Source organism: Bradyrhizobium sp. RDI18, assembly GCF_043203335.1.
GTDB classification, from domain to species: Bacteria; Pseudomonadota; Alphaproteobacteria; order Rhizobiales; family Xanthobacteraceae; genus Bradyrhizobium; species Bradyrhizobium retamae.
This window is the reverse complement of record NZ_JBICRN010000008.1, coordinates 5,376,465-5,399,198: the sequence shown is the minus strand read 5'-3', so window position 1 is coordinate 5,399,198 and position 22,734 is coordinate 5,376,465. Positions and strand designations below refer to the sequence as shown.

The 22,734-nt window shown below is 63.8% G+C and carries 23 protein-coding genes and 2 pseudogenes; 17 read left to right on the top strand and 8 right to left on the bottom strand.

The features are described from left to right. Positions 1–15: 15 nt before the first annotated feature. The gene (locus ACFXS9_RS35215; RefSeq protein WP_392697330.1) at positions 16–555 is read left to right on the top strand and encodes a GNAT family N-acetyltransferase; all 540 of its coding nucleotides are present in this window, start codon (positions 16–18) and stop codon (positions 553–555) included. Between the two features lie 106 nt (positions 556–661). Here ACFXS9_RS35215 and ACFXS9_RS35210 read toward each other — a convergent pair whose 3' ends face one another. From ACFXS9_RS35210 to acnA, 3 genes and pseudogenes are all read right to left on the bottom strand, one after another. Continuing rightward, on the bottom strand, positions 662–1,033 hold the full coding sequence (locus tag ACFXS9_RS35210; RefSeq protein ID WP_334379785.1) for a DUF2794 domain-containing protein: 372 nt from the start codon (positions 1,031–1,033) through the stop codon (positions 662–664). A 423-nt stretch (positions 1,034–1,456) separates the two neighbouring features. Continuing rightward, entirely contained in the window at positions 1,457–2,218 is a 762-nt protein-coding gene (locus ACFXS9_RS35205; RefSeq protein WP_392697327.1) for a DUF1223 domain-containing protein, read from the bottom strand. A gap of 158 nt (positions 2,219–2,376) precedes the next feature. Beyond that, positions 2,377–5,098 (bottom strand): annotated as a pseudogene (gene acnA / locus ACFXS9_RS35200) (aconitate hydratase AcnA). A 225-nt stretch (positions 5,099–5,323) separates the two neighbouring features. Between acnA and ccmA the strand changes: the two are divergent. The 6 genes and pseudogenes from ccmA (at position 5,324) to ACFXS9_RS35170 (ending at position 8,724) form a co-directional block, all read left to right on the top strand. Then, positions 5,324–5,926 (top strand): heme ABC exporter ATP-binding protein CcmA, encoded by a 603-nt coding sequence (gene ccmA / locus ACFXS9_RS35195; RefSeq protein WP_392697324.1) that lies wholly within the window; start codon positions 5,324–5,326, stop codon positions 5,924–5,926. Continuing rightward, positions 5,923–6,590: pseudogene (gene ccmB / locus ACFXS9_RS35190) on the top strand (heme exporter protein CcmB). Before ccmA ends, ccmB begins: the two are co-directional and overlap by 4 nt. 90 nt (positions 6,591–6,680) lie before the next feature. Continuing rightward, positions 6,681–7,412, top strand: a complete 732-nt coding sequence (locus ACFXS9_RS35185; protein WP_392697322.1) for a heme ABC transporter permease — start codon at positions 6,681–6,683, stop codon at positions 7,410–7,412. Position 7,413: 1 nt separating this feature from the next. After that, complete coding sequence (ccmD, locus tag ACFXS9_RS35180) at positions 7,414–7,593, top strand: heme exporter protein CcmD (protein ID WP_392697319.1); 180 nt, start codon at positions 7,414–7,416, stop codon at positions 7,591–7,593. Further along, a complete protein-coding gene (locus ACFXS9_RS35175; protein WP_392697317.1) occupies positions 7,593–8,186 on the top strand; it encodes a DsbE family thiol:disulfide interchange protein in 594 nt (197 codons plus the stop codon). Before ccmD ends, ACFXS9_RS35175 begins: the two co-directional genes overlap by 1 nt. A gap of 178 nt (positions 8,187–8,364) precedes the next feature. Beyond that, positions 8,365–8,724: a ComEA family DNA-binding protein gene (locus tag ACFXS9_RS35170; protein WP_392697314.1), complete on the top strand. Its 360-nt coding sequence runs from the start codon at positions 8,365–8,367 to the stop codon at positions 8,722–8,724. Positions 8,725–8,859: 135 nt separating this feature from the next. Here ACFXS9_RS35170 and ACFXS9_RS35165 read toward each other — a convergent pair whose 3' ends face one another. Beyond that, a complete protein-coding gene (locus tag ACFXS9_RS35165) occupies positions 8,860–9,462 on the bottom strand; it encodes a septation protein A (RefSeq protein ID WP_057842570.1) in 603 nt (200 codons plus the stop codon). Beyond that, a complete protein-coding gene (gene ftsY / locus ACFXS9_RS35160) occupies positions 9,462–10,406 on the bottom strand; it encodes a signal recognition particle-docking protein FtsY (protein ID WP_392697312.1) in 945 nt (314 codons plus the stop codon). The genes ACFXS9_RS35165 and ftsY overlap by 1 nt, the downstream gene beginning before the upstream one ends. Positions 10,407–10,604: 198 nt before the next feature. Between ftsY and ACFXS9_RS35155 the strand changes: the two genes are divergently transcribed. Then, the gene (locus ACFXS9_RS35155; protein ID WP_392700178.1) at positions 10,605–11,240 is read left to right on the top strand and encodes an RluA family pseudouridine synthase; all 636 of its coding nucleotides are present in this window, start codon (positions 10,605–10,607) and stop codon (positions 11,238–11,240) included. 300 nt (positions 11,241–11,540) lie between these two features. Here ACFXS9_RS35155 and mtaB read toward each other — a convergent pair whose 3' ends face one another. Together mtaB and dapF are read right to left on the bottom strand one after the other, a co-directional pair. After that, positions 11,541–12,806, bottom strand: a complete 1,266-nt coding sequence (gene mtaB, locus ACFXS9_RS35150) for a tRNA (N(6)-L-threonylcarbamoyladenosine(37)-C(2))-methylthiotransferase MtaB (RefSeq protein ID WP_392697309.1) — start codon at positions 12,804–12,806, stop codon at positions 11,541–11,543. A 5-nt stretch (positions 12,807–12,811) separates the two neighbouring features. After that, the gene (gene dapF, locus ACFXS9_RS35145; RefSeq protein ID WP_392697306.1) at positions 12,812–13,684 is read right to left on the bottom strand and encodes a diaminopimelate epimerase; all 873 of its coding nucleotides are present in this window, start codon (positions 13,682–13,684) and stop codon (positions 12,812–12,814) included. 182 nt (positions 13,685–13,866) lie between these two features. Here dapF and ACFXS9_RS35140 point away from each other — a divergent pair, with 182 nt between their 5' ends. Both ACFXS9_RS35140 and ACFXS9_RS35135 read left to right on the top strand, forming a co-directional pair. Then, positions 13,867–14,577, top strand: a complete 711-nt coding sequence (locus tag ACFXS9_RS35140; protein ID WP_392697303.1) for a GyrI-like domain-containing protein — start codon at positions 13,867–13,869, stop codon at positions 14,575–14,577. Positions 14,578–14,582: 5 nt separating this feature from the next. Next, a complete protein-coding gene (locus ACFXS9_RS35135; protein WP_392697300.1) occupies positions 14,583–15,281 on the top strand; it encodes an SIMPL domain-containing protein in 699 nt (232 codons plus the stop codon). Positions 15,282–15,318: 37 nt separating this feature from the next. Here the strand turns inward: ACFXS9_RS35135 and ACFXS9_RS35130 are convergent, their stop codons facing one another. Further along, the gene (locus ACFXS9_RS35130; RefSeq protein WP_392697297.1) at positions 15,319–16,383 is read right to left on the bottom strand and encodes an MBL fold metallo-hydrolase; all 1,065 of its coding nucleotides are present in this window, start codon (positions 16,381–16,383) and stop codon (positions 15,319–15,321) included. Between the two features lie 489 nt (positions 16,384–16,872). On the opposite strand from ACFXS9_RS35130, the gene ffh reads away from it, so the two are divergent. From ffh to ACFXS9_RS35095, 7 genes are all read left to right on the top strand, one after another. Beyond that, the gene (gene ffh, locus ACFXS9_RS35125; protein ID WP_392697294.1) at positions 16,873–18,423 is read left to right on the top strand and encodes a signal recognition particle protein; all 1,551 of its coding nucleotides are present in this window, start codon (positions 16,873–16,875) and stop codon (positions 18,421–18,423) included. Positions 18,424–18,561: 138 nt separating this feature from the next. Then, complete coding sequence (rpsP, locus tag ACFXS9_RS35120; RefSeq protein ID WP_392697291.1) at positions 18,562–18,894, top strand: 30S ribosomal protein S16; 333 nt, start codon at positions 18,562–18,564, stop codon at positions 18,892–18,894. A 19-nt stretch (positions 18,895–18,913) separates the two neighbouring features. Then, a complete protein-coding gene (rimM, locus tag ACFXS9_RS35115) occupies positions 18,914–19,438 on the top strand; it encodes a ribosome maturation factor RimM (RefSeq protein ID WP_392697288.1) in 525 nt (174 codons plus the stop codon). Between the two features lie 10 nt (positions 19,439–19,448). Next, positions 19,449–20,168, top strand: coding sequence for a tRNA (guanosine(37)-N1)-methyltransferase TrmD (gene trmD / locus ACFXS9_RS35110; RefSeq protein WP_392697285.1), 720 nt, complete (start codon positions 19,449–19,451; stop codon positions 20,166–20,168). A 108-nt stretch (positions 20,169–20,276) separates the two neighbouring features. After that, positions 20,277–20,657: a 50S ribosomal protein L19 gene (gene rplS / locus ACFXS9_RS35105; protein WP_028348467.1), complete on the top strand. Its 381-nt coding sequence runs from the start codon at positions 20,277–20,279 to the stop codon at positions 20,655–20,657. A gap of 340 nt (positions 20,658–20,997) precedes the next feature. Further along, positions 20,998–22,404 (top strand): 3-isopropylmalate dehydratase large subunit, encoded by a 1,407-nt coding sequence (gene leuC / locus ACFXS9_RS35100; protein WP_392697281.1) that lies wholly within the window; start codon positions 20,998–21,000, stop codon positions 22,402–22,404. Between the two features lie 101 nt (positions 22,405–22,505). Next, the gene (locus ACFXS9_RS35095; RefSeq protein ID WP_392697278.1) at positions 22,506–22,706 is read left to right on the top strand and encodes a hypothetical protein; all 201 of its coding nucleotides are present in this window, start codon (positions 22,506–22,508) and stop codon (positions 22,704–22,706) included. Positions 22,707–22,734 lie beyond the last annotated feature (28 nt).

Genomic DNA, 22,734 nt, shown 5'->3' with positions numbered 1-22,734 from the left:
AAATATCCTGCCGGCATGTCCACACCTGAAATCCGGCCTGCCACTGAGGCCGACCTCCCCGCCATCACCGAGATCTACGAGCACGCGGTGCGCTACGGCACCGCCACGTTCGAACTCGTCCCGCCCGACCTCGCCGAAATGACCCGGCGATTCAGGACGCTGTCGGATGGCGGCTTTCCCTATTTGGTCGCCGTCGTCGAAGGCCAGGTGATCGGATACGCCTATGCCGGCCCCTACCGGCCACGGCCGGCCTACCGCTTCACGGTGGAGAATTCGGTCTATTTGAAGCCGGCCACGCACCGGCGCGGCATCGGGCTCCAACTGATGCAGCGGCTGATCGCCGAATGCGAGGCGCGGGGCTACCGGCAGATGATCGCGGTCATCGGCGACTCCGCTAATGCCGGCTCGATCGGCGTTCACGCCAAATGCGGGTTCCAGATGATTGGGACGCACGCCAATGTCGGCCTCAAGTTCGGCCGCTGGCTGGACACGGTCATGATGCAGCGCGCGCTCGGCGAAGGCGGGTCGACGGTCCCCGCTTCGTCGTCTGACTAAGCGTGGCGCCTCTTTGGCGGTACACCGCAGGGCGGCCCAGACTCAAAATCGCGAAAACAACCCCATGCAAAGTAGAATGGGCCCCGGCTCGCAGTAGCCCAGCCGATTAAACCACCGCCAGCTTGCGGTCGATCACCAGCAGCACGCGTTCGAGTTCGTGGCCGCGGCGCAGGATCAGTCCGGTCGCCGAGATCACGCTGTACATGCCCTGCTTGCGCGCGAGCCGCGGATCTTTCTCGATGCGATAGATCGGAACTTCGGAAGCGCGGCGGAATACGGAGAACACCGCGCGGTCTTTCAGAAAGTCGATGGCATAGTCGCGCCACTCGCCGTCGGCGACCATGCGCCCATACAGATTGAGGATACGGTTGAGTTCGAGGCGATTGAACGTGACGCGATTCGGCGGCGTGCTCGCAGTGGCGACGCGCGCCACTGCGCGGCTATCGCTTGGATCGGTGTCCTCCGATATCAGGGTCATGGAGCGCCTCCTGTCATCCGATTTACATGATCGCGCTAACCGCGGGGCGCCGCAAGGGGTGTAAATGCGAAGGAAACTGCGGCGGATGGCCCGATATGCCTCGAAATATCGATTCACGGGATCGTTAGCGGAATCTTATTGCTGCCCTACTTCCGCCAACCGTCCGCCCCGCTAGATTGCGAAAAGAAAATCCTGCGTTGGCCCGGTCCTTTCGGTTCCGGATTCCTCAGCCCCCAGCCCCCGGGGCCGTCGGGATCGGGCCTGTTCGCAGGAGGGAGTTAATCCCGATACTGGGCCAACGAAAGTTGGTCCTTTTTCGTTTGGGGTTGCGGTCTGCGTGGGATGCGCGTTTGTGCGCCACCGTTTCGCCAGCGGCCGGCGCATCCATCCAAGGACTTCGCCAAGAAAATTTCGAGAACAGAATTAGCGCAGCGCCGTCATGGCGGCGCCGAGCATCGCGCCCGGCTTGTCGCGACTGCCGTCCTGGACGTAGACGACCGCGGCGTCCACGCCGTCGCGGGAAATATTTTCAAGCGGAATGGTCCAGCTTCCCGAACCGCCGTTCCAGTCGCCGACCTTCACGAGGTTGCGTACCACGTTGTAGTAGGTGAGCTGCTGGCCGCGATTCTCGCCGCGCCCGATCGAGATCGGCACCGCCTTCGAGACCGAGCAGATCCAGACTTCGCCCCGGCCAGCCGTCGGCACCTTGCTCGCCTCTACCGAGACATTGAGCAGCTTGCCCGACAACGTCATCTTGACCGGCACCGACATCACGCCTTCAGTCTTGCTGGTATTCTTGATGGCGCCTTCGATGGCGGCGCGATCGCTGCCGATCACCTGCGCCGAGCCGTTGACGATCATCTGCGGCGTGTAGAGGTTACGATCGCCACGCACATGCGAATAGGCCTTCTGACGCGCGCTGAAACGCGAGTCCGCCAGCGTGTCCTTCCAGCCAAGATAGTCCCAGTAGTCGATCGGCATGCTCAGCGCGATGATGGACGGATCCTTGGCGAGCTCGCCGACGATCTGGTCGGCCGGCGGACACGACGAACAGCCTTGCGAGGTGAACAATTCGACCACGGTGCGCGGCTCGGCATGAGCCGGACGGATGATGGCGATGATCGCGCAGACGCCGAGCGCACCGGACCATCGCGATATGCAGTTGTAGGCCATCATCGCTGTCATCGTGCGAACCAGGCGTAGCGTTTTCCATCCGTAATTGTACGGGGCATGATTTGATATCCCAAAGGCGCACCCCAGACGCGCGAAAGCGGCCTTGTCATAGGCCGCCTTCTCCTTGCTCGCTACTCACTTCGAAGTGAGGCACCGATCACAAATCCGCGTCAAGCCGCGAGTTTGCGCAGCACATAATGCAGAATGCCGCCGTTTCGGTAGTACTCGAGCTCATCGAGGGTATCGATGCGGCAGAGCAGCGGCACGCGCTGCAGCGAACCGTCGCCGGACACGACCTCGGCCGTCAGGGTCTGGCGCGGCTTCAAATCACCCTGGAGCCCGCGAATCGTCACCGTCTCGTCGCCCTTGAGGCCGAGCGATGTCCACGACGTGCCGTCCTCGAAGGTCAGCGGCAGCACGCCCATGCCGACCAGGTTGGAGCGATGGATGCGCTCGAAGCTCTGGCAGATCACGGCGCGGACGCCGAGCAGACGGGTGCCCTTGGCCGCCCAGTCGCGCGAGGAGCCGTTGCCGTATTCGGCACCCGCGAACACCACCAGCGGCACGCTTTCCTGCTGATACTTCATCGCCGCGTCGTAGATCGACATCTGCTCGCCGTCGGGCCAGTGCTTGGTTAGTCCGCCCTCCGGAATATTGCCGTCAGCGCCCTTCAGCATGAAGTTCTTGATGCGGATGTTGGCGAAGGTGCCGCGCATCATGATCTCGTGGTTGCCGCGCCGCGTGCCGTACTGGTTGAAGTCGGCGGGTCGCACCTGGTGCTCGCTGAGGAATTTTCCAGCCGGCGAAGTCAGCTTGATCGAGCCGGCTGGCGAGATGTGGTCGGTGGTGATCTTGTCGCCGAACATCGCCAGGATCCGCGCGTCGACCACGTCCGAGATCGGATCGGGCTGCTTCTTCATGCCTTCGAAATAGGGCGGGTTCTGCACATAGGTCGAGCTCATGTTCCAGCGATAGGTCTCGCTCTCGACCGTCTTGATCTTGCGCCAGTTGGTGTCGCCCTTGAACACGTCGGCGTAGCGCTTCTTGAAGATCGTGGCTGTCACGAACTTCTTCATGAACGCATTGATCTCCTTGGTGGTCGGCCAGATGTCCTTCAGATACACCGGCTTGCCGTCCTTGCCGGTGCCGATCGGCTCGACCGCGAGATCCTTGGTCACCGTGCCCGCCAGCGCATAGGCGACGACCAGCGGCGGTGACGCCAGATAGTTCGCCTGCACGTCCGGGCTGACGCGGCCCTCAAAATTGCGGTTGCCGGACAGCACGGCCGCGGCAACGATGCCGTTGTCGTTGATCGACTTCGAAATGTCCTCCGGCAGCGGTCCGGAATTGCCGATACAGGTGGTGCAGCCGAAGCCGACCAGGTTGAAGCCGACCTTGTCGAGATCCTTCTGCAGGCCGGAATTGGCCAGATATTCCGCAACCACCTGGCTGCCCGGAGCGAGCGAGGTCTTCACCCACGGCTTGGCCGTCAGCCCCTTGGCGGCGGCGTTGCGCGCCAGCAGGCCCGCGCCGATCAGCACGCTCGGGTTCGAAGTGTTGGTGCAGGAAGTGATCGCGGCGATCACCACGTCGCCATGGCCGAGATCGAAATCCCGGCCCTCGACCGGATAGCGGCTCGCAGCCGCGTCGGGCTTCTTGTACTCACTGGCGAGCGCGGTCGCGAAGCCGGTGGAAACCGCCGGCAGCGCGACCCGGCCTTCGGGGCGTTTCGGGCCCGCCATCGACGGCACGACATCCTTGAGGTCGAGCGTCAGGGTTTCCGTGAACACCGGGTCGGCCGATTTCGCCGTGCGGAACAGGCCCTGCGCCTTGGCGTAGGCCGCCACCAGCGCGACGCGGTCGGCCTTGCGACCCGAGGTCTTGAGATAATCGATGGTCGCAGCGTCGACCGGGAAGAAGCCGCAGGTGGCGCCATATTCCGGCGCCATATTGCCGATCGTCGCCTTGTCCGCCACCGAGAGATAGTCGAGGCCGGGGCCGAAGAACTCGACGAATTTGCCGACCACGCCCTGCTTGCGCAGCATCTGCGTCACTGTCAGCACGAGGTCGGTTGCGGTGACGCCTTCCTTGAGCTGGCCCTTGAGCTTGAAGCCGACAACTTCCGGCAACAGCATCGACAGCGGCTGGCCGAGCATGCAGGCTTCCGCCTCGATGCCGCCGACGCCCCAGCCGAGCACGGCAAGGCCGTTGACCATGGTGGTGTGCGAGATCGGTACCAACAAGCGAATCCGGGTAGGCGACCTCGAAGGTGCCGGTCTTCTTGCCGACCGTCATCTTCTCCTTCTTGGTCCACACCGTCTGCGCGAGATATTCGAGATTGACCTGGTGGCAGATGCCGGTGCCGGGCGGCACGACGGAGAAATTCGAGAACGCCTTCTGGCCCCATTTCAGGAATTCGTAGCGTTCCTGGTTCTGCTTGTATTCCTCGACGACGTTCTTGCCGAACGCCTTGTTGTCACCGAAGAAGTTGACGATGACCGAGTGGTCGATGACGAGATCGACCGGCACCAGCGGGTTGATCTTCTCGGCATCGCCGCCGAGCGCCTGCATCGCGTTACGCATCGCGGCGAGATCGACCACCGCCGGCACGCCGGTGAAATCCTGCATCAACACGCGCGCCGGGCGGAACGCGACTTCGTGCTCGAGCTTGCGCTTCCGCAGCCATTTCGAAACCGCGACGATGTCAGCCTTCTTGACCGTGCGGTCGTCCTCGTTGCGCAGCAGGTTTTCAAGCAGCACCTTCATCGAATAAGGCAGCTTGGAAATTCCCTTCAGACCGTTCTTCTCGGCGGCGGGCAGGCTGTAATAAACATAGGTCTTGCTGCCGACCTTGAGGGTCTTGCGGCATTTGAAGCTGTCGAGCGAGGTCATGTCAGGAAATCCCAAATTCTAGTTATACCCGGCAAGGGTATTTTAACACCGTCAGCGGAAGGCTGGCTTCTTGGCTTGCAGCCGCCGATTGTGTGCTGCATCAAGTTCCGGGCTTATAGAATCTTTCTAGAAGCGCCGCCACAGCGACAAACGTGCTGCAGCAATGCGGTACCCACAAATTCTGACGCGGTACCCATCAATTTCAGAGGGCTGTGACGAAGCAAAATGCGGCTCTCGGGGCGCCAAATCAGTTGTGTCAGAGGCGGTCGAGAGGTGTTCTCGGGCCTCGATTTCGCGGCCGCTTCCGGCGAAGTGCTGGCCGTGGTCGGCCCGAACGGCTCGGGCAAGACCTCGCTGTTGCGCCTCATCGCGGGTCTCCTGGTGCCGGGGGCCGGATCGATCGGCCTGGAAGCTGGCGAGGCCGAGCTGACCTTGCCGGAGCAATCCCATTACCTGGGCCACCGCGATGCGCTGAAGCCTGCGCTAAGCGTTGCGGAAAACCTGTCGTTCTGGCGGGATTTTCTCGGTGGGGCGACCGGCGACGTCAAAGAATGCCTCATCGCCGTGGGGCTCGGCCACGCCACTTATCTGCCGGCGGCCTTTCTCTCGGCCGGTCAGCGGCGCCGGCTGTCGATCGCGCGGCTGCTGGTGGTTCGGCGGCCGGTCTGGCTATTGGACGAGCCGACCTCGGCGCTCGATACCGCCGGACAGGAACTATTCGTGGGCGTCATGCGCGAGCACCTGGCCACCGGCGGGATCATTGTTGCGGCCACCCACACCCCGCTCGGGATCGAAGCGAGCGAACTGCGAATGGGGGGCGGCAAGTGACCGCCCTCGCCGCACTGATTCGCCGGGACATCAAAATCGCACTCCGCGTCGGCGGCGGGGCGCTTATCGGCGTGCTGTTCTTCCTCACCGTCACAGTGCTGATGCCGTTTGCCATCGGGCCCGATCTGCCACTGTTGGCCCGGCTCGGCCCCGCCATCCTCTGGCTCGGCGCGCTGTTGGCCAGCCTGCTCACGCTCGACCGGCTGTTCACGGCCGATCATGAGGACGGCTCGCTCGACCTGATCGTGATGGGCCGGACACCGTTGGAACTCGCATGTGCCGCGAAAGCGCTGGCGCATTGGCTCGCGGCCGGTGTGCCGCTGATCGTGGCGACGCCCGTGCTCGGGCTGTTGCTCAACCTCGACGCCGCGGCGACCTCGGCGGTGGCGCTGACCCTGCTGGTGGGGACGCCGGCGCTGACGTTCACGGGCATGATCGGCGCGGCGCTCGCCGTGACATTGCACCGGGGGGCCTCCTGCTCGCTGTGCTGGTGCTGCCGCTGTCGATCCCGGTGCTGATCTTCGGCGTTGCGGCGTCACAGGCGGCCATTACCGGCCCGCTGTCGTTTGGAACTCCGTTTTCGATCCTTTGCGCGCTCTCGCTGGTCAGTTTCGTGGTCGGACCGTTTGCCGCTGCGGCCAGCCTGCGGCACGGTCTGGACTGAATATGCTGACACCGATCAACTCTGGCGGAGGGGATGTGAAACAAACCATGCCGCATTGCCTGCCCCGCCGCTGACGACTATCAGGATGCCATGACGCTGATCGACCTCGCCAATCCCTCGAAATTTCTCGCGCTGACGGCGCGCGTGCTGCCGTGGCTGGCAGGTGCGACCGCGATCCTGCTGTTGGTGGGCCTCTATCAGGCGGCGGTGGCCCCCGACGATTACCAGCAGGGCGCCACCGTGAAGATCATGTTCATCCACGTGCCGAACGCGTGGCTTTCGATGTTCGTCTGGGGCGTCATGAGCATTGCCGCGCTGGGCACACTGGTATGGCGGCATCCGCTCGCCGACGTCGCGGCCAAGGCCGCCGCGCCGATCGGAGCGGCGTTCACGTTTCTGGCGCTGGTCACCGGTTCACTGTGGGGGCGGCCGATGTGGGGCACCTATTGGGAATGGGACGCGCGACTTACATCGGTGCTGATCCTGTTCCTGATGTATCTCGGCCTGATGGCGCTATGGCGCGCGGTTGAGGACCCGTCGCGCGCGGCACGGGCCGCCGCCGTGCTGACGCTGGTCGGCGCGATCAACCTGCCAATCATCAAGTTCTCGGTCGACTGGTGGAACACGCTGCATCAACCGGCATCGGTGATGCGGATGGGCGGACCTTCGCTCGACAAGGCGTTTCTGATTCCATTGCTCGTAATGGCGGTCGGTTTCTCGCTGCTGTTCATGACGCTGCACCTGGCGGCGATGCGCAACGAGATCTTGCGCCGCCGCGTGCGCAGCTTGCAGATGATGCAAGCCAGCCAGCAGGCAGCATGACGTGACCTCGCTCGGACCCTATGCCTCGTTTATCGTGACCTCCTACGCGCTGGTCGCGGCGATTGTGTTGATCCTGATCGGCTGGATCGCACTCGACTATCGCCATCAGAAGGAGCGCCTGCGTGAACTCGAGGCCTCTGGCGTGACCCGGCGCTCCGGCCGCCAAGCGACGGACATTTGATGAGCGCGCCTGCAACATCCGATCAACCACGCAGCCGGCGCTGGCTGGTGGCGCTGCCGCTGATCGGCTTTCTGGCGGTCGCCGGACTGTTCCTGCTGCGGCTTTACGGCGGCGATCCCTCAAAAATCCCTTCCGCCCTGATCGGCCGGCCGGCGCCGCAAACCACGCTGCCGGCGCTGGAGGGCCTTGTCCATAACGGGACGCCCGTGCCCGGCCTCGACCCGGCCGTGTTCAAGGGCAAGGTCTCCGTCGTCAATGTCTGGGCCTCCTGGTGCGTGCCCTGCCACGACGAGGCGCCGCTGTTGACCGCGCTGGCGAAGGACACACGGCTGCAGATCGTCGGCATCAACTACAAGGATTCTCCTGATAACGCCCGCCGCTTCCTCGGCCGCTACGGCAATCCGTTCACCGCCGTCGGCGCCGACAGCAACGGCCGCGGCGCGATCGAATGGGGCGTCTATGGCGTGCCCGAAACCTTCGTGGTCGGGCGCGACGGCACTATCCGCTACAAGCTGGTCGGGCCGGTAACGCCGGCCAATCTCGATAGCGTGCTGAAAGTCGAAATCGAGAAGGCGCTCAAGGCGGGATCGTAGTCACTCTTGTCATTTCATTTCGGGGCGCATCGCAGATGCACCCGGAATGACGAACGAGAAATCGGCTCCAAATAAACTTCCGCTTTTATCTATCGTTCATTTCGCGGCCATGGCGCCGCCATGAATTCGCAGCTAGCTTTGATGCGTTACTTGAACCGTCCTTGGGAGGGACACCCATATGCGTCATTTCACGCTCGCTTCTCTTCTCGCCACCGCCCTCACGCTCGGCATGCTGACGGCCACCCCGACGATGGCCCAGACCGCGCAGCCCGCGCCCAAATCCGACAGCAAGATGGCTCCCGCGCCAAAGGCCTCGGAGTCGAAGATGGCGCCGGCGCCGAAGGCCGAGCTGCTGGACATCAATTCGGCGACCGCCGAGCAGCTCGATGCGCTGCCGGGCGTTGGGAAGGCCTATTCGGAGAAGATCATCAAGGGCCGCCCGTACAAGGGCAAGGACGAGCTGGTGCAGAAGAGCATCGTCCCGCAGGCGACCTACGACAAGATCAAGGACAAGATCATCGCCAAGCAGAAGAGCTGACCTCGTGCCCCGGACGCGGCGCAGCGCGGTAGCGGTGCGCTGCAGAGCCGGGGCCCACGCTCGAGCGGAGAAGATAATGGGTCCCGGCTCTGCGGTGCATCGTAAGAACGCTGCACCGCGTCCGGGACACGCGACCTAGCCCTTGCTCACATCCCCGGCTTCCGCCTCGCTGACCTCCAGCGAAGCCGGTTCCAGATGATAGCGCTTGATCAGCGGCATCTGCGTTACGGCAAACAGCATCGTCAGCGGCACCATGCCGAAGACCTTGAAGGCAACCCAGAAGTCCGTGCTTTGCGTGCGCCAGATGATCTCGTTCAGCACCGCCATCGCGAAGAACCACAACGCCCAGCGCGCGGTCAGGATGCGCCAGCCGTGCGGGGTGAGATTGAACATCTGGTCGAACATGATCGCGATGAAGGAGCGGTTGAACAGCAAGCCGCCCGCGAGAATGGCGGCGAACAGTGTGTAGACGATGGTCGGCTTCATCTTGATGAAGGTCTCGTCATGCAGGATCAGCGTCAGCGCGCCGAACACGACGACGACGACCGCAGTGACGATCGCCATCATGGGCACATGCCGTGTCACCATGTAAGACGCGATCATCGCAGCCACCACCGCCACCATGAAGACGCCGGTGGCGACGAACAGGTTGGACTTGGCATTGGCGACGAAGAAGATGAGCAAGGGACCGAGTTCGGTCGCAAGCTTGAACAGCGGATGCGGTACTTTCTTGTCCATTACTCGATTCCTGCAATCGCGTTCGCAAAGTCGCGCGCGGTGAACGGCGCGAGATCATCGACCCCTTCACCGACGCCGATGAAGTGCACCGGCAGTTTGAATTTCTCCGCCAGCGCCACCAGAATGCCGCCGCGCGCCGTGCCGTCGAGTTTCGTCATCACAAGCCCGGTGACGCCAGCGGTACGGTGAAACGCTTCGACCTGCGACAGCGCATTTTGTCCCACCGTCGCATCAAGCACGAGCAGCACCGCATGCGGCGCCGACGCGTCGACCTTCTTGAGGACGCGAACGACCTTTTCCAGCTCGTTCATCAATTCGGCCTTGTTCTGCAGCCGCCCCGCCGTATCGACCAGCAGCACATCGAGCTTCTGTTCCTTCGCCGCGCTCAGCGCGTTGAAGGCGAGGCTTGCTGAATCAGAGCCCTGCGCGCCCGCAACGACCGGCGATTTGGTGCGCTCGCCCCACACCTTGAGCTGTTCGATCGCGGCGGCACGAAACGTATCGCCCGCCGCCAGCATCACCTTGCGGCCCTCGGCGCTCAGTTTCGCGGCAAGCTTGCCGATCGTCGTGGTCTTGCCGGAGCCGTTGACGCCGACCACGAGGATGACGAACGGCTTTTGCGCCACGTCGATCTCCAGCGGCTTCGCCACCGGCGCCAGCACCTTCTCGACCTCGGTCGCGACGACCGTCTTCACTTCGTCGGCGGAAATCGCCTTGTCATAGCGGCCGGCGCCGACCGCATCCGCGATCCGCACCGCGACCGCGGTGCCGAGATCGGCGCGCAGCAGCACATCCTCGATATCGTCGAGCATGGCGCGGTCGAGCTTGCGCTTGGTGACGAGGTCGGCGACGGCGGACCCAAGCGAACTTGAGGTCCGCTTCAGGCCGCTCGAAAGCCGCCGCCACCAGCTCAGTTTGGGGGTTCCAGGAGTGGTATCGCTCATGTCGGGGACGTGTTAGCGGTTTCGCGCCATGAGCGGAAGTCACAACAAATTCCTTGCTGTTCCCGGGCCATCCCTTGATGTGCCCGGGCCATCCTTGATGTTCCCGGAGCATCCCTTGATGTCTCCAGAACATCAATTGATGTCCAGGGATTAACGGCAGACGAAATCCTGGCCCGCGTGCTCCATCGCGACGGGCTGATGCTGGTCATCGACAAACCGGTCGGCCTGCCGGTGCATCGCGGCCCCAAAGGCGGCGCCAATCTGGAGGCATCGTTCGATGCCTTGCGATTCGGCCTGCCGCGCCCGCCGGTGCTGGCCCACCGACTCGACAAGGACACCTCAGGCTGTCTCGTATTGGGACGCCACCGCAAGGCCACCGCCTCGCTCGGCCTCTTGTTCAAGCACGGCAAGGTCGGAAAGACCTATTGGGCCGTAGTCGAAGGCGGACCTGCCGAAGATGAAGGCACCATCGACATGCCGCTCGGACGGCTGAACGCCGAGCGCGGCTGGTGGCAGAAGCCGGATCCGGAGGGCCAGAAAGCCATCACCACCTGGAAAGTGCTGGGCCGCGGCGACGGCCTCGCCTGGCTGGCGCTGGAACCGGTGACTGGCCGAACGCATCAATTGCGAGTGCACACCTCAGCGATGGGCTGGCCGATTGTCGGCGACAACATTTACGGCAATGGTCCGCGCTTCGGCGAACCGATCCTGCATCTGCATTCCCGTGAGATCGTGGTTCCGATTTCGAAGAACAAGGAACCGGTGCGCGTGGTGGCGCCGGCGCCGGCGCATATGCGCGAGCGGCTGCGTAAGTGTGGGTGGAACGGGGAGTAGCGGGACGGTGCCTACCTGCCTTCTCCTCTTGTGGGAGCGGGCACACTGTCGACCCTCCCTGGAGGGGGAGGGTCGACGCTCATGAAATGAGCGGCGGGGTGGGGTGACGGTCTCTCCACGTCCAACAGTGCCCGAGCGGAGAGATCACCCCACCCCGTCTCACATTTCGCTCCGCTCTATGTGAGCCGACCCTCCCCCTCCAGGGGAGGGTAAGCAAAAACGTCCAGCCGGCGGCAAGGACGGCAAGCAAAAGAGCTGGGCCGGCCACCTTCTCCCACAAGGGGAGAAGGAAGAGGCAGCTCACACCGTCAACCGCGCGCCATCATGCCCCTTGATCGCGAACGGCATCACCGCGCCCGGCGTTTCGCCCGATATCGCAACCGGCAGAAAATGCTCGGTGCGCCCCTGTTTGTCGCTTTCGATCAAGACCTGACGCGTGGCGCCGACCTCTGTCGCCAGCCGCCGCTGCAATGCGGCCTCGCCCGTCGCGCGCAACCGCTTCGCCCGCGCCTTGATCACCTCACCCGCTACCTGCGGCATCCGTGCGGCCGGCGTGCCGGGCCGCTTCGAATAGGGAAACACGTGCAGGAAGGTGAGATCGCATTCCTCCACCAGGTCCTGCGAACGCGCGAACATTTCTTCCGTCTCGGTCGGAAAACCCGCGATGATATCGGCGCCGAGCGTAATGTCCGGGCGCAATCGCCGCACCTGCGCGCAGAATTCGATCGCATCCTGTCGCGAATGCCGCCGCTTCATCCGCTTCAAAATGAGATCGTCGCCGGATTGCAGCGACAGGTGCAGATGCGGCATCAGCCGCTCATTCTCGGCAATGACGTCGAGCAGATCGCGGTCGGCCTCGATGGAGTCGATCGACGAAATCCGCAGGCGCTTCAACTCCGGCACGTGGCGCAAAATCTGTTTTGTCAGTTGCCCAAGCTTCGGATCACCCGGCAGATCGGCGCCGTAGCTCGTCAGATCGACACCGGTCAGAACGATCTCGGCATGGCCGCGCTCGGCGAGCGCCCGCACCTGATCCACCACCGCCCCCATTGGCACCGAGCGCGAATTGCCGCGGCCGTAGGGGATGATGCAGAAGGTGCAGCGATGGTCGCAGCCGTTCTGTACCTGCACGAACACGCGCGGCAGGCCGGCCTTGAACCCGTCAAGCAGATGCGGCGCCATCTCCTTGACCGCCATGATGTCGGCGACCGCGATCTTTTCGCTTGTCCCGACGCCAAAGCCCAAGTCGAACGCCGTGCGCGCATCGCGCCAGGCTTCGCCCCGCATCTTGTCGTCATTGCCGACCACGCGATCGACCTCGGCCATTTCGGCAAACATTTCTGCTTGCGTCTGCGCCGCGCAGCCGGTGACGACGATGCGCACATCCGGCCGTTCGCGCTTCAGCCGGCGGATCGATTGCCGCGCCTGCGCCACGGCCTCATTGGTGACCGCGCAGCTATTGATGACGACGGTATCGGACAAGCCCGCACGCTCCGCCTCGCGGGCGATCACCTCGGATTCGAAGGCGTTGAGGCGGCAGCCGAACGTAAGGACGTCGACGCTCATGGCGCTCAGGCGACGTTGGCGAACAGTGCGGGATCGAAGCGGCCTTCATATTCGAAATCGGCCGTCCCCGTCATCAGCACGTGGTCGTCGCGCTCGCGCCATTCGATTGCAAGCTTGCCGCCGGGCAGCGTGATCTCGACTGAGCGATTGGCGCGCTTCAGCCGGGCGGCGGCGACCGCGGTCGCGCAAGCGGCCGAGCCGCAGGCCTTGGTCAAGCCGACGCCACGCTCCCAGGTGCGGATCGTGATGTGATCGCGATCGACGATATGGGCGAGAGTGATGTTGGCGCGCTCCGGAAAGATCGGGTGATTTTCCAATAGCGGCCCGAAGCGCGCGAGATCGTAGGCGTTGACGTCGTCGACCCAGAAGATCGCATGCGGATTGCCCATCGAGACCACCGACGGCGAATGCAGCACCGGCGCATCGATCGGCCCGACCTGCAATTCGATATAGCGGGTGTCGCGAAATTCTTCCGCCAGCGGAATGTCCTGCCAGCCGAACTTCGGCGCCCCCATGTCGACGGTGTAGAGATCGGGCGCCGGGCCCTGCCAGCAATTCAAAAGCCCGGCACGGGTCTCGAACGTCACGGCGGTTTGGCCGGTCTTCTCGAACAGGCGGCGCACCACGCAACGCATGCCGTTGCCGCAGGCGCCGGCCTCCGAGCCGTCACTGTTGTAGATGCGGATGAATGCCTCGGTGCCCGGTAGCCGCGGCGGCTGCAATACCATCAACTGGTCATAGGGCACGCCCGCGGGCGAAGCGACCGCACGCGCCTCTTCGGCCGTCACGGCTGCCTTGGAATCGCGCAGGTCCACCACGACGATTTCGTTGCCGATACCGTTCATCTTGGCAAATGCGTGGTTGGCCAGCGCGCTCATGGAATTTCCCAATTTATGCCTGCCTTATATGGCGAATGGTGGCGCGTTGACCAGTGCAAGGGCCTATGACGCATCTGTCATGGGACGAAATCGGACCTTGCGTGTTAGGAATAGCACCCATCCTGGCGGGCGCGGACCCGGGACATGCCGCCGCCAGGTGGGGTGGATGGAGAATACCAGAAATGAACCGTATCAGCACTTTCCGTGCGGCCGTCGCCGCGCTCGCCATGGTTGCGCTTGGCGGGGCCGCACTGGCGCAATCGCCGGCGCCCTCGGCCCCTCCGGCCACAAGTCCGGCGGCGACGCCCAGCCCCGCACCATCAGTGGTGCCGGTCCCGCCGCCGGCCGAAACCAAGTCCCCGGCGGATGTCCCGACCGCCGAGAAAGCCCCGACGCCCGTACCCCCGCCGCCCGCCGCAAGCGTCCAGAACGCCGACCCCTTCGGCGAGGAGTTCACGCTGGAGCCCAAGAAAGTCTTGGTGATGAAGGGCACCGCCAACTGGGATGCGGCGTTCGACACCCTGATCGATTCGTTCAAGGCGCTGACCGCGTTGCTTGACAAGCAGGGCATCAAGGCCACGGGCAATTCGATGATCGTCTACACCTCGACCGACGATACCGGTTTTACGTATCTGGCGCAGATTCCGGTCGACCAGGACGTCAAGAACCTGACCAAGGACATCAGCATGGGCAAGTCGCCCGAGGGCAAGGCGCTGAAGTTCGTCCATCGCGGCTCCTACGACAACATGGACAACACCTATGAGGCGATCACCAACCACCTCGACGACAAGAAACTGGAAGCCAAAGACACCTTCATCGAGGAATACATCACCGATCCCCTGAAGACGGCGGAGGACAAGCTGGTCATCAACGTCTATGTGCCGCTGAGGTGATCGGGATGAAACACCCGCTTGCCCTTGCCGTCGTTGCCGCTACGTGGCTCGCCGCGCCGGCATTGGCGCAGACGGCGCCGCCGCCCGCGATCTCCGTGACCGGCGAGGCGAACGTATCGGTGGCGCCCGACCAGGCCCAGATCGACGGCGGCGTGACGTCGGACGCCAAGACCGCGCGCGAGGCGTCGGACGCCAACAACGCGGCGATGGGCAAGGTACTGCTGGCGCTGAAGGGCGCCGGCATCGAAGAGAAGGACTACCAGACCTCGCGGCTGTCGCTGCAGCCGCAATTTGCGCCAAATCGCGCCGGCCCTTCGCCCATCGTCGGCTATCGCGCCAGCAACCGCGTCACGGTAAGGATCCGGGACGTGACCAAAGTTGCGAACGTGATCGACGTGCTGGTCGCCGCCGGCGCCAATGACGTCGGCGGCATCCACTTCAGCGTGACGCAGGCATCCAAATATCTCGACGAGGCCCGCGAGAAGGCGGTCGCGGACGCCCGCCGCAAGGCCGAGATTTACGCCAAGGCTGCCGGCGTGACGCTCGGCGAACCCATCAGCATCACCGAGGAAGGTGCACCCGTGCCGCTACATCGCGGGAAGATGGCAGCCCCCATGGCCGCCGCCGGCGCACCGGTGGCGCAAGGCGAGGAGACGCTCTCGGTGACGGTGCTCGTGTCCTGGGCGATCAAGGGAAAAGAATAGTAATTCCCGTCGTGCCTGCGAACGCAGGGACGGCGGGTTAAATCTCGTAAACCTGACCCGGCTTCAGTGCCGCGAACCGCTCCGGCGGGATCTTCGCTTCCTTCAGCGCGTCGGCCAATGCGTTGACCGGCGCGTCGATCGCCTCATCGGTGAGCTGGAACGTGCCGTGATGATGCGCCAGCGCTTCTTGCGCGCCGCAGTCGGCCAGCGCCTTCACCGCATCAGCCGGATTCATGTGCTGATCCTTCATGAACCAACGCGGTTCATAGGCACCGATCGGTAATATTGCCAGCCGCAGCGGGCCATGCTGCTCGGCCACGCGGCGGAAATGCGTCCCTTCGCCGTAACCGGAATCGCAGACGATGTAGAGTTTGCCGGCCGGCGTCTCCAGCACAAAACTCGCCCACAGCGCCTTGTTGCGGTCAAACAGGCCGCGCGCCGACCAGTGCCGCGTCGGCACCAGCGTCACCGCGATGCCATTGCCGAGCTCGACGCGATCCTGCCAGTCGAACGCCTCGGCTTTGATCGAGGCGTCCGCATCGCGCATGGTGACGTCGTTGCCGAGCGGCGTGATCACGCGCGGCGAAAACCTTTCGGCGAGTTTTGACAGCGTCGCGATATCGAGATGGTCGTAATGGCCGTGTGAGACCAGCACCACGTCGATCTTGGGCAGCGCGTCGAATGCAATGCCGGGATCGTTGTGCCGGTGCGGCCCGGCCCATGAAACCGGCGAAGCCCGCGGCGACCACACGGGATCGACGAGAATATTGTGATCCCGCGTCTGGATCAGCCAGGAGACATGGCCGACAAAGGACAGCCGCACCTTGTCGCCGGACACCCGCGCCGGCGGCGTATCGCTCTGCGCGTTCGGCACCCAATCCGGCCAGTTCGCGCGCTTGCGGTCGGTGCCGAACTGCCAGCGCAACACCTCCGCCAACGATTTGGGCGGCACGCCATCGGGATCGAAGAAGCGCATGCCGTCGAAATGATCGGAGACAGGACCCTCATGGGTTTTCATATTGCTGATCCAGACAGACGGCACGCCGATGGCCGTGGCGGCTCCGGCGAGCACTGCAAAGACGCGGCGGCGGGTAATGGACATCACGACAGGCGGGACAGAACAAGAGACATGGGGCTTTATATGGCGCGTGCGGGTTCAACTTGGAACATGCGACGAAAGGAAGCCTGATCGTCGCCCCCTTCATCTTAGAAAATACAACCATGTCAAAGCCTTACGCCTCAATCGCAGCGCATTATGCCCTAGTTTCTCCTTGACTTTCACCCCATCCAAGGGTTTAACCCGCCCACTTTCTCGGAAAGACGTTCTTTTCGACCCGCCGCCCGGCCCATGAGACCGGAGGCCAACGCCCGACAGCGCGATGCGCCCTCGGGCGCGAAAGTGTTTGGAATATCGTTTTGGCGTTTGCGCCAGAGCGCATACGTCGTCATCACCCGCGCACGCGGGTGATCCAGTATCCCAGAGCAGCTCGTTTAAACCGAGAGGCTGCGGCGTACTGGATACCCGCTTTCGCGGAGTATGACGGCGGTCGGTTAGGCAGCGCCTGCAACCGCAGGACAAAGGACAACGGCATTGTTCGACAATCTGTCGGAAAAGCTTGGTGGGATACTCGATCGGCTGACGGGCCGCGGCTCGCTGTCGGAGGCCGACGTTGACGCCGCGATGCGCGAGGTGCGTCGCGCGCTGCTGGAAGCCGACGTTGCGCTTGAGGTGGTCCGAAGCTTCACGGAGCGCGTCCGCGAGCAGGCGGTCGGCGCCACCGTCGTCAAGTCGGTCACTCCAGGCCAGATGGTGGTCAAGATCGTTCATGACGAGCTGGTCGCCACCCTCGGCGCGGACGGCCAGACCATCGATCTCAACGCGGTGCCCCCGGTCGCCATCATGATGGTCGGCCTGCAGGGCTCCGGCAAGACCACCACCACCGCAAAACTCGCCCGCCGCATGACGCAGCGCGACAAGCGCAAGGTGCTGATGGCCTCGCTCGACATCTACCGCCCGGCGGCGATGGAGCAACTGGCCGTGCTGGGGCGCGACCTCGACATTCCGACGCTACCGATCGTGACGGGGCAAAAGCCGGCGCAAATTGCAAAACGCGCGCTCGAAGCCGGCAAGCTCGGCGGCTACGACGTGGTGCTGCTCGACACCGCCGGCCGCACCACGCTCGACGAAGAGATGATGAGCGAGGCGGCCGAGATCAAAGCCACGGCCAGTCCGCACGAAGTGCTGCTGGTCGCGGACTCCCTGACCGGCCAGGACGCGGTCAACCTCGCACGCGCCTTCGATCAGCGCGTTGGCCTCACCGGTATCGTGCTGACGCGCGTTGACGGCGACGGCCGCGGCGGCGCCGCGCTGTCGATGCGTGCAGTCACGGGAAAACCGATCAAGCTGATCGGCACCGGCGAAAAGACCGATGCGCTGGAAGACTTTCACCCCAGCCGCATTGCCGGCCGCATCCTCGGCATGGGCGACGTGGTGTCGCTGGTCGAACGGGCGGCGGCGAATATCGACGCCGAAAAGGCCGCGCGCACCGCCGAGCGCATGCGCAAGGGCCAGTTCGACCTCAACGACATGCGCGAGCAGTTGCTGCAGATGGCGAATATGGGCGGCATCAGCGGCTTGATGGGCATGATGCCGGGCATTGCCAAGATGAAGAACCAGATTGCGGCAGCCGGCATCGACGACAAGATTTTGAAGCGGCAGGTCGCGATCATCGATTCGATGACGCGGGCTGAGCGCAAGAACCCGGACATTTTGAAAGCCAGCCGCAAGAAGCGCATCGCCGCCGGCGCCGGCCAGAATGTCGAGCAGGTCAACAAGCTCCTGAAGATGCACCGGAACATGGCCGACATGATGAAGGCGATGGGTTCAGGCAAGCGCGGCCCGCTCGCCGGCATCGCGCAAGCGATGGGTTTTGGCGGCGGCATGAAACCGCCCTCGCCGGAAGAGATGAAGGCGCTGGCGGACAAGATGCAGGGCGGCGCCGGTCCAGGCGGCCTGCCGAATTTGCCGAAGGATCTTCCCACCGGCCTGCGCCAGGGATTGCCGAATCTGCCGGGTCTCACCGGCCTCAGCGGCAAGCCGAACTTGCCGGGCCTCGGCGGCTTTCCGGGGAAGAAGAAATGAGGACGCCGTCATTGCGAGCCAACGGGTCCGGCATCTGGCCGGCCCGATGACAGGCTCCGCGAAGCAATCCATCACTCCTCGCAATGACGAACTAAACAACCAACAGACTTTCAATTAACCCACACTCAGGAGAACTAAATGTCAGTCGTTATCCGCCTCGCCCGCGCAGGCACCAAGAAGCGTCCGGTCTATCACGTCGTCGTCGCCGACTCGCGCTTTCCCCGCGACGGCCGCTTCATCGAGCGTCTCGGCCACTTCAATCCGCTGCTGCCGAAGGACAATGAATCGCGGCTGAAGCTCGACATGGACAAGGTGAAGTCCTGGCTCGCCAAGGGCGCGCAGCCGTCGGATCGCGTGACGCGCTTCCTGGATGCGGCCGGTGTCGTCAAGCGTGCCGCCCGCAGCAACCCGGAAAAGGCCGTGCCGCGCAAGGAGCGCAAGGCTCGCGCCGAAGCCGCCGCGAAGGCGTAAGGTTTAGCGGCGCGCGACGGTGAAAACACCGATTTGCGTCGCCCGTATCGGCGCCGCGCATGGCGTGCGCGGCGCGGTGAAACTGTGGACGTTCACCGAGGATCCGCTGGCCGTAAAACAATACGGCCCGCTGATGACCAAAGACGGCGCGCGCCAGTTCGAGGTGACGCATGTCCGCGAGGCCAAAGACCATCTGGTGGCGACGCTGAAGGGCATCGCCACCCGCGAGGACGCCGAGCGCCTTAACGGCCTCGAGCTCTATGTCGCCCGCGACAAATTGCCTGAGACCGACGAGGGCGAGTATTACCATACCGACCTGATCGGACTTGCCGCCGTCAACGCCGCGGGCGAGCCGCTCGGCCGCGTCATCGCGATTCACAATTTCGGGGCCGGCGACATTATCGAGATCGCGCCTCCGCAAGGCGCCACTATGCTGCTGCCGTTCACCAATGCAGTCGTGCCGACGGTCGATCTGGCCAGTGGCCGCGTGGTGATCGAACTGCCGCAGGAAATCGAAGGCGACGACGCCCCGACGCTTACGTGATGGGTTTTGTATGACCTGGCGCGCTACGGTTCTCACCCTCTTCCCCGAGATGTTTCCCGGGCCGCTCGGCGTCAGCCTGGCGGGCAAGGCGCTGGCCTCCGGGCTGTGGGAGTTGGAGGCGCGCGACATCAGGGATTCCGCCACGGACCGTCACCGCAGCGTCGATGACACGCCGGCCGGCGGCGGCCCCGGCATGGTGCTGCGGGCCGACGTGCTGGCCGCGGCGATCGACGCCGCGGATATCTCTCCCGACCGACCGCGCCTCCTGATGAGCCCGCGGGGTCGGCCATTGACCCAGTCCATGGTTGCCGAATTTGCCGCAGGACCCGGGCCCCTGATCGTCTGCGGCCGGTTCGAGGGGGTCGATCAGCGGGTCATCGAGGCACGGAACCTCGAAGAGGTCTCGGTCGGTGACTACGTGCTGTCGGGAGGCGAAATCGCCGCGATGGCCCTGATCGACGCCTGCGTACGGCTGTTGCCGGGGGTGATGGGCAAGCAGACCTCGGGCGTAGACGAAAGCTTCTCCGAGGGATTACTGGAATACCCTCAATTTACCCGCCCGCAGGAGTTCGAGGGCCGCGGCATCCCCGAAATCCTGATCTCCGGCGACCACGCCAAAGTGGCGGCGTGGCGAAAAGCCGAAGCCGAGGCCCTGACCCGGGCGCGGCGGCCGGATTTATGGGCCGCGAGGGGCAGCCAAAAAGGCACAAAACGCACGACAAAAGGGTGACAAGCGCGGCCCGATGCCTTATACGGGCGCCAAATCCGCACACGCGCAGGATAGATGGACGTTTGCGCAGCCCCCGAAAGGCTGGGCGCGCCGCCGATGGAGATTTCAATGAACCTCATTCAACAGCTCGAAAAAGAGCAATTCGAAAAACTGTCGGCGACCAAGTCGATCCCCGAATTCGGCCCCGGCGATACCGTGATCGTCAACGTCAAGGTGGTCGAAGGCGAGCGTACCCGCGTGCAGGCCTATGAAGGCGTCTGCATCGGCCGTTCCGGCGGCGGGCTCAACGAGAGCTTCACCGTCCGCAAGATTTCCTACGGCGAAGGCGTGGAGCGCGTGTTCCCGGTGATGTCGCCGATGATCGACTCGATCAAGGTGGTGCGCCGCGGCAAGGTGCGCCGCGCCAAGCTGTATTACCTGCGCAGCCTGCGCGGCAAGTCGGCCCGCATCGTCGAGAAGCAGGACCGCGCCGCCGCCGTCGGCGAGTAACTTTTCCCGCAAGGGATGGGACAAAAGCGCGGGGTTTTGCCCCGCGCTTTTTTGTTGCCCAGTACCTATCTAAGCATCAGCCCTGCCAATCGATCGATTGTGGCGGCCGCGGGCCCTGTGTTAGAAATTCAGAATGGTTCTAGATCGCACCAGCGCCGCCTTCGGCACCGCTCAGCTCGTCGTCATCGACGACCGCTCGCGGCTGCCTGGCCGCTTCTTCGGGCGGTTCACGACGTCGGCAACATCCGAGCTTACGCGCGCAGCTTGACGCTGCGACGTCTGTTGCTTGCGCCTTTCGCGCTTAACCGCTCACACAGAATTTCCTTTGGAGCTTACGCTCATGTCCAAACCGACCACGCTGTACGACAAGATCTGGAACGACCATCTGGTGCACGAAGCCGAAGACGGCACCTGTCTGCTCTATATCGACCGCCATCTGGTGCATGAAGTGACTTCGCCGCAGGCGTTCGAAGGCCTGCGCGCGACGGGGCGCAAGGTTCGCGCGCCGGAGAAGACGCTGGCCGTTGTCGACCACAACGTGCCGACGACCGATCGCACAAAGCCCAATCCAGACCCTGAGAGTGCTGAGCAGATCAAGGCGCTGGCGGAGAACGCGAAGGAATTCGGCATCGAATATTACAACGAGTTCGACAAGCGCCAGGGCATCGTGCACGTGATCGGCCCCGAGCAGGGCTTCACCCTGCCCGGCACCACCATCGTCTGCGGTGACAGCCACACCTCCACCCACGGCGCGTTCGGCGCGCTGGCGCATGGGATCGGCACTTCCGAAGTCGAGCACGTGCTGGCGACGCAGACGCTGATCCAGAAGAAGGCGAAGAACATGCGCGCGGTGGTCGACGGCAAGTTGCCCGACGGCGTCACCGGCAAGGACATCATTCTCGCGATCATCGGCGAGATCGGCACCGCTGGTGGCACCGGCTACGTGCTGGAGTATGCCGGCGATGCGATCCGCGCGCTGACGATGGAAGGCCGCATGACGGTCTGCAACATGTCGATCGAAGGCGGCGCCCGCGCCGGCCTGGTCGCGCCAGATGAAAAGGCGTTCGAGTTCCTGAAAGGCCGCCCGAAATCGCCGAAGGGCGCCGATTGGGACGCCGCGATGCGCTACTGGGAAAAGCTGCGCTCGGATGACGGCGCGCATTTCGACCACGAGATCCGGCTGGATGCAGCAAAGCTGCCGCCGATCGTGACCTGGGGCACCTCTCCCGAGGACGTCGTGTCGATCTCGGGCTTCGTGCCCGACCCCGACAAGATCGAGGACGAGGCCAAGCGGCTCTCAAAGCACCGTGCGCTGAAGTATATGGGGCTGACGGCGGGAACGAAGATCACCGACATCAAGCTCGATCGCGTCTTCATCGGCTCCTGCACCAACGGCCGCATCGAGGATCTGCGCGCAGCCGCAAAGATCGCCGAGGGCAAGACCGTCAACGCCAGCGTTAATGCGATGATCGTGCCCGGCTCCGGCATCGTGAAGGAGCAGGCGGAAGCCGAAGGCCTCGACAAGATCTTCATCAAGGCCGGTTTCGAGTGGCGCGAGCCGGGCTGCTCGATGTGCCTTGCGATGAACCCGGACAAGCTGAGGCCGGAAGAGCGCTGCGCCTCGACCTCGAACCGCAATTTCGAGGGCCGCCAGGGCTTCAAGGGCCGCACCCACCTGGTGTCGCCGGCGATGGCTGCGGCTGCGGCGATCGCTGGGCATTTCGTTGACGTCCGGGAATGGCGTTAACGCTTCTTTGTCTAGATAGCGAGACGTTCCGGAAACGGCCCGTTAACAGGCAAAAGCGCACACTGGTCCCTTGCGGAGCGCTTTCGCGAGGGACTTTTGCCGTGACCGACAAGTCTGAATTTGTCGATATGATCAGCGAGGCGACGCAGCAGGCGCGGCGGCGCACGACGCCGCGCATCGTCGACCTGCAGCCTATCGCCACCAAGGAGGCCTCGCGCCTCAGTCACTGGCCGCCGGAGCACTGGCAGCAGTGGCGGATGGAGAAGCTCACTCCGTGGAAGATAAAGCCTTGGGAAGGCTAGGATTGGCATTGCGCTGATCCAGGCCCGC

Coding starts and splice junctions, on each gene's coding strand:
- ACFXS9_RS35215 (WP_392697330.1), top strand. CDS start 16: ATGTCCACACCTGAAATCCGGCCTGCCACTGAGGCCGACCTCCCCGCC.
- ACFXS9_RS35210 (WP_334379785.1), bottom strand. CDS start 1,033: ATGACCCTGATATCGGAGGACACCGATCCAAGCGATAGCCGCGCAGTG.
- ACFXS9_RS35205 (WP_392697327.1), bottom strand. CDS start 2,218: ATGACAGCGATGATGGCCTACAACTGCATATCGCGATGGTCCGGTGCG.
- ccmA (WP_392697324.1), top strand. CDS start 5,324: ATGCGGCTCTCGGGGCGCCAAATCAGTTGTGTCAGAGGCGGTCGAGAG.
- ACFXS9_RS35185 (WP_392697322.1), top strand. CDS start 6,681: ATGACGCTGATCGACCTCGCCAATCCCTCGAAATTTCTCGCGCTGACG.
- ACFXS9_RS35175 (WP_392697317.1), top strand. CDS start 7,593: ATGAGCGCGCCTGCAACATCCGATCAACCACGCAGCCGGCGCTGGCTG.
- ACFXS9_RS35170 (WP_392697314.1), top strand. CDS start 8,365: ATGCGTCATTTCACGCTCGCTTCTCTTCTCGCCACCGCCCTCACGCTC.
- ACFXS9_RS35165 (WP_057842570.1), bottom strand. CDS start 9,462: ATGGACAAGAAAGTACCGCATCCGCTGTTCAAGCTTGCGACCGAACTC.
- ftsY (WP_392697312.1), bottom strand. CDS start 10,406: ATGAGCGATACCACTCCTGGAACCCCCAAACTGAGCTGGTGGCGGCGG.
- ACFXS9_RS35155 (WP_392700178.1), top strand. CDS start 10,605: ATGCTGGTCATCGACAAACCGGTCGGCCTGCCGGTGCATCGCGGCCCC.
- mtaB (WP_392697309.1), bottom strand. CDS start 12,806: ATGAGCGTCGACGTCCTTACGTTCGGCTGCCGCCTCAACGCCTTCGAA.
- dapF (WP_392697306.1), bottom strand. CDS start 13,684: ATGAGCGCGCTGGCCAACCACGCATTTGCCAAGATGAACGGTATCGGC.
- ACFXS9_RS35140 (WP_392697303.1), top strand. CDS start 13,867: ATGAACCGTATCAGCACTTTCCGTGCGGCCGTCGCCGCGCTCGCCATG.
- ACFXS9_RS35135 (WP_392697300.1), top strand. CDS start 14,583: ATGAAACACCCGCTTGCCCTTGCCGTCGTTGCCGCTACGTGGCTCGCC.
- ACFXS9_RS35130 (WP_392697297.1), bottom strand. CDS start 16,383: ATGTCCATTACCCGCCGCCGCGTCTTTGCAGTGCTCGCCGGAGCCGCC.
- rpsP (WP_392697291.1), top strand. CDS start 18,562: ATGTCAGTCGTTATCCGCCTCGCCCGCGCAGGCACCAAGAAGCGTCCG.
- trmD (WP_392697285.1), top strand. CDS start 19,449: ATGACCTGGCGCGCTACGGTTCTCACCCTCTTCCCCGAGATGTTTCCC.
- rplS (WP_028348467.1), top strand. CDS start 20,277: ATGAACCTCATTCAACAGCTCGAAAAAGAGCAATTCGAAAAACTGTCG.
- leuC (WP_392697281.1), top strand. CDS start 20,998: ATGTCCAAACCGACCACGCTGTACGACAAGATCTGGAACGACCATCTG.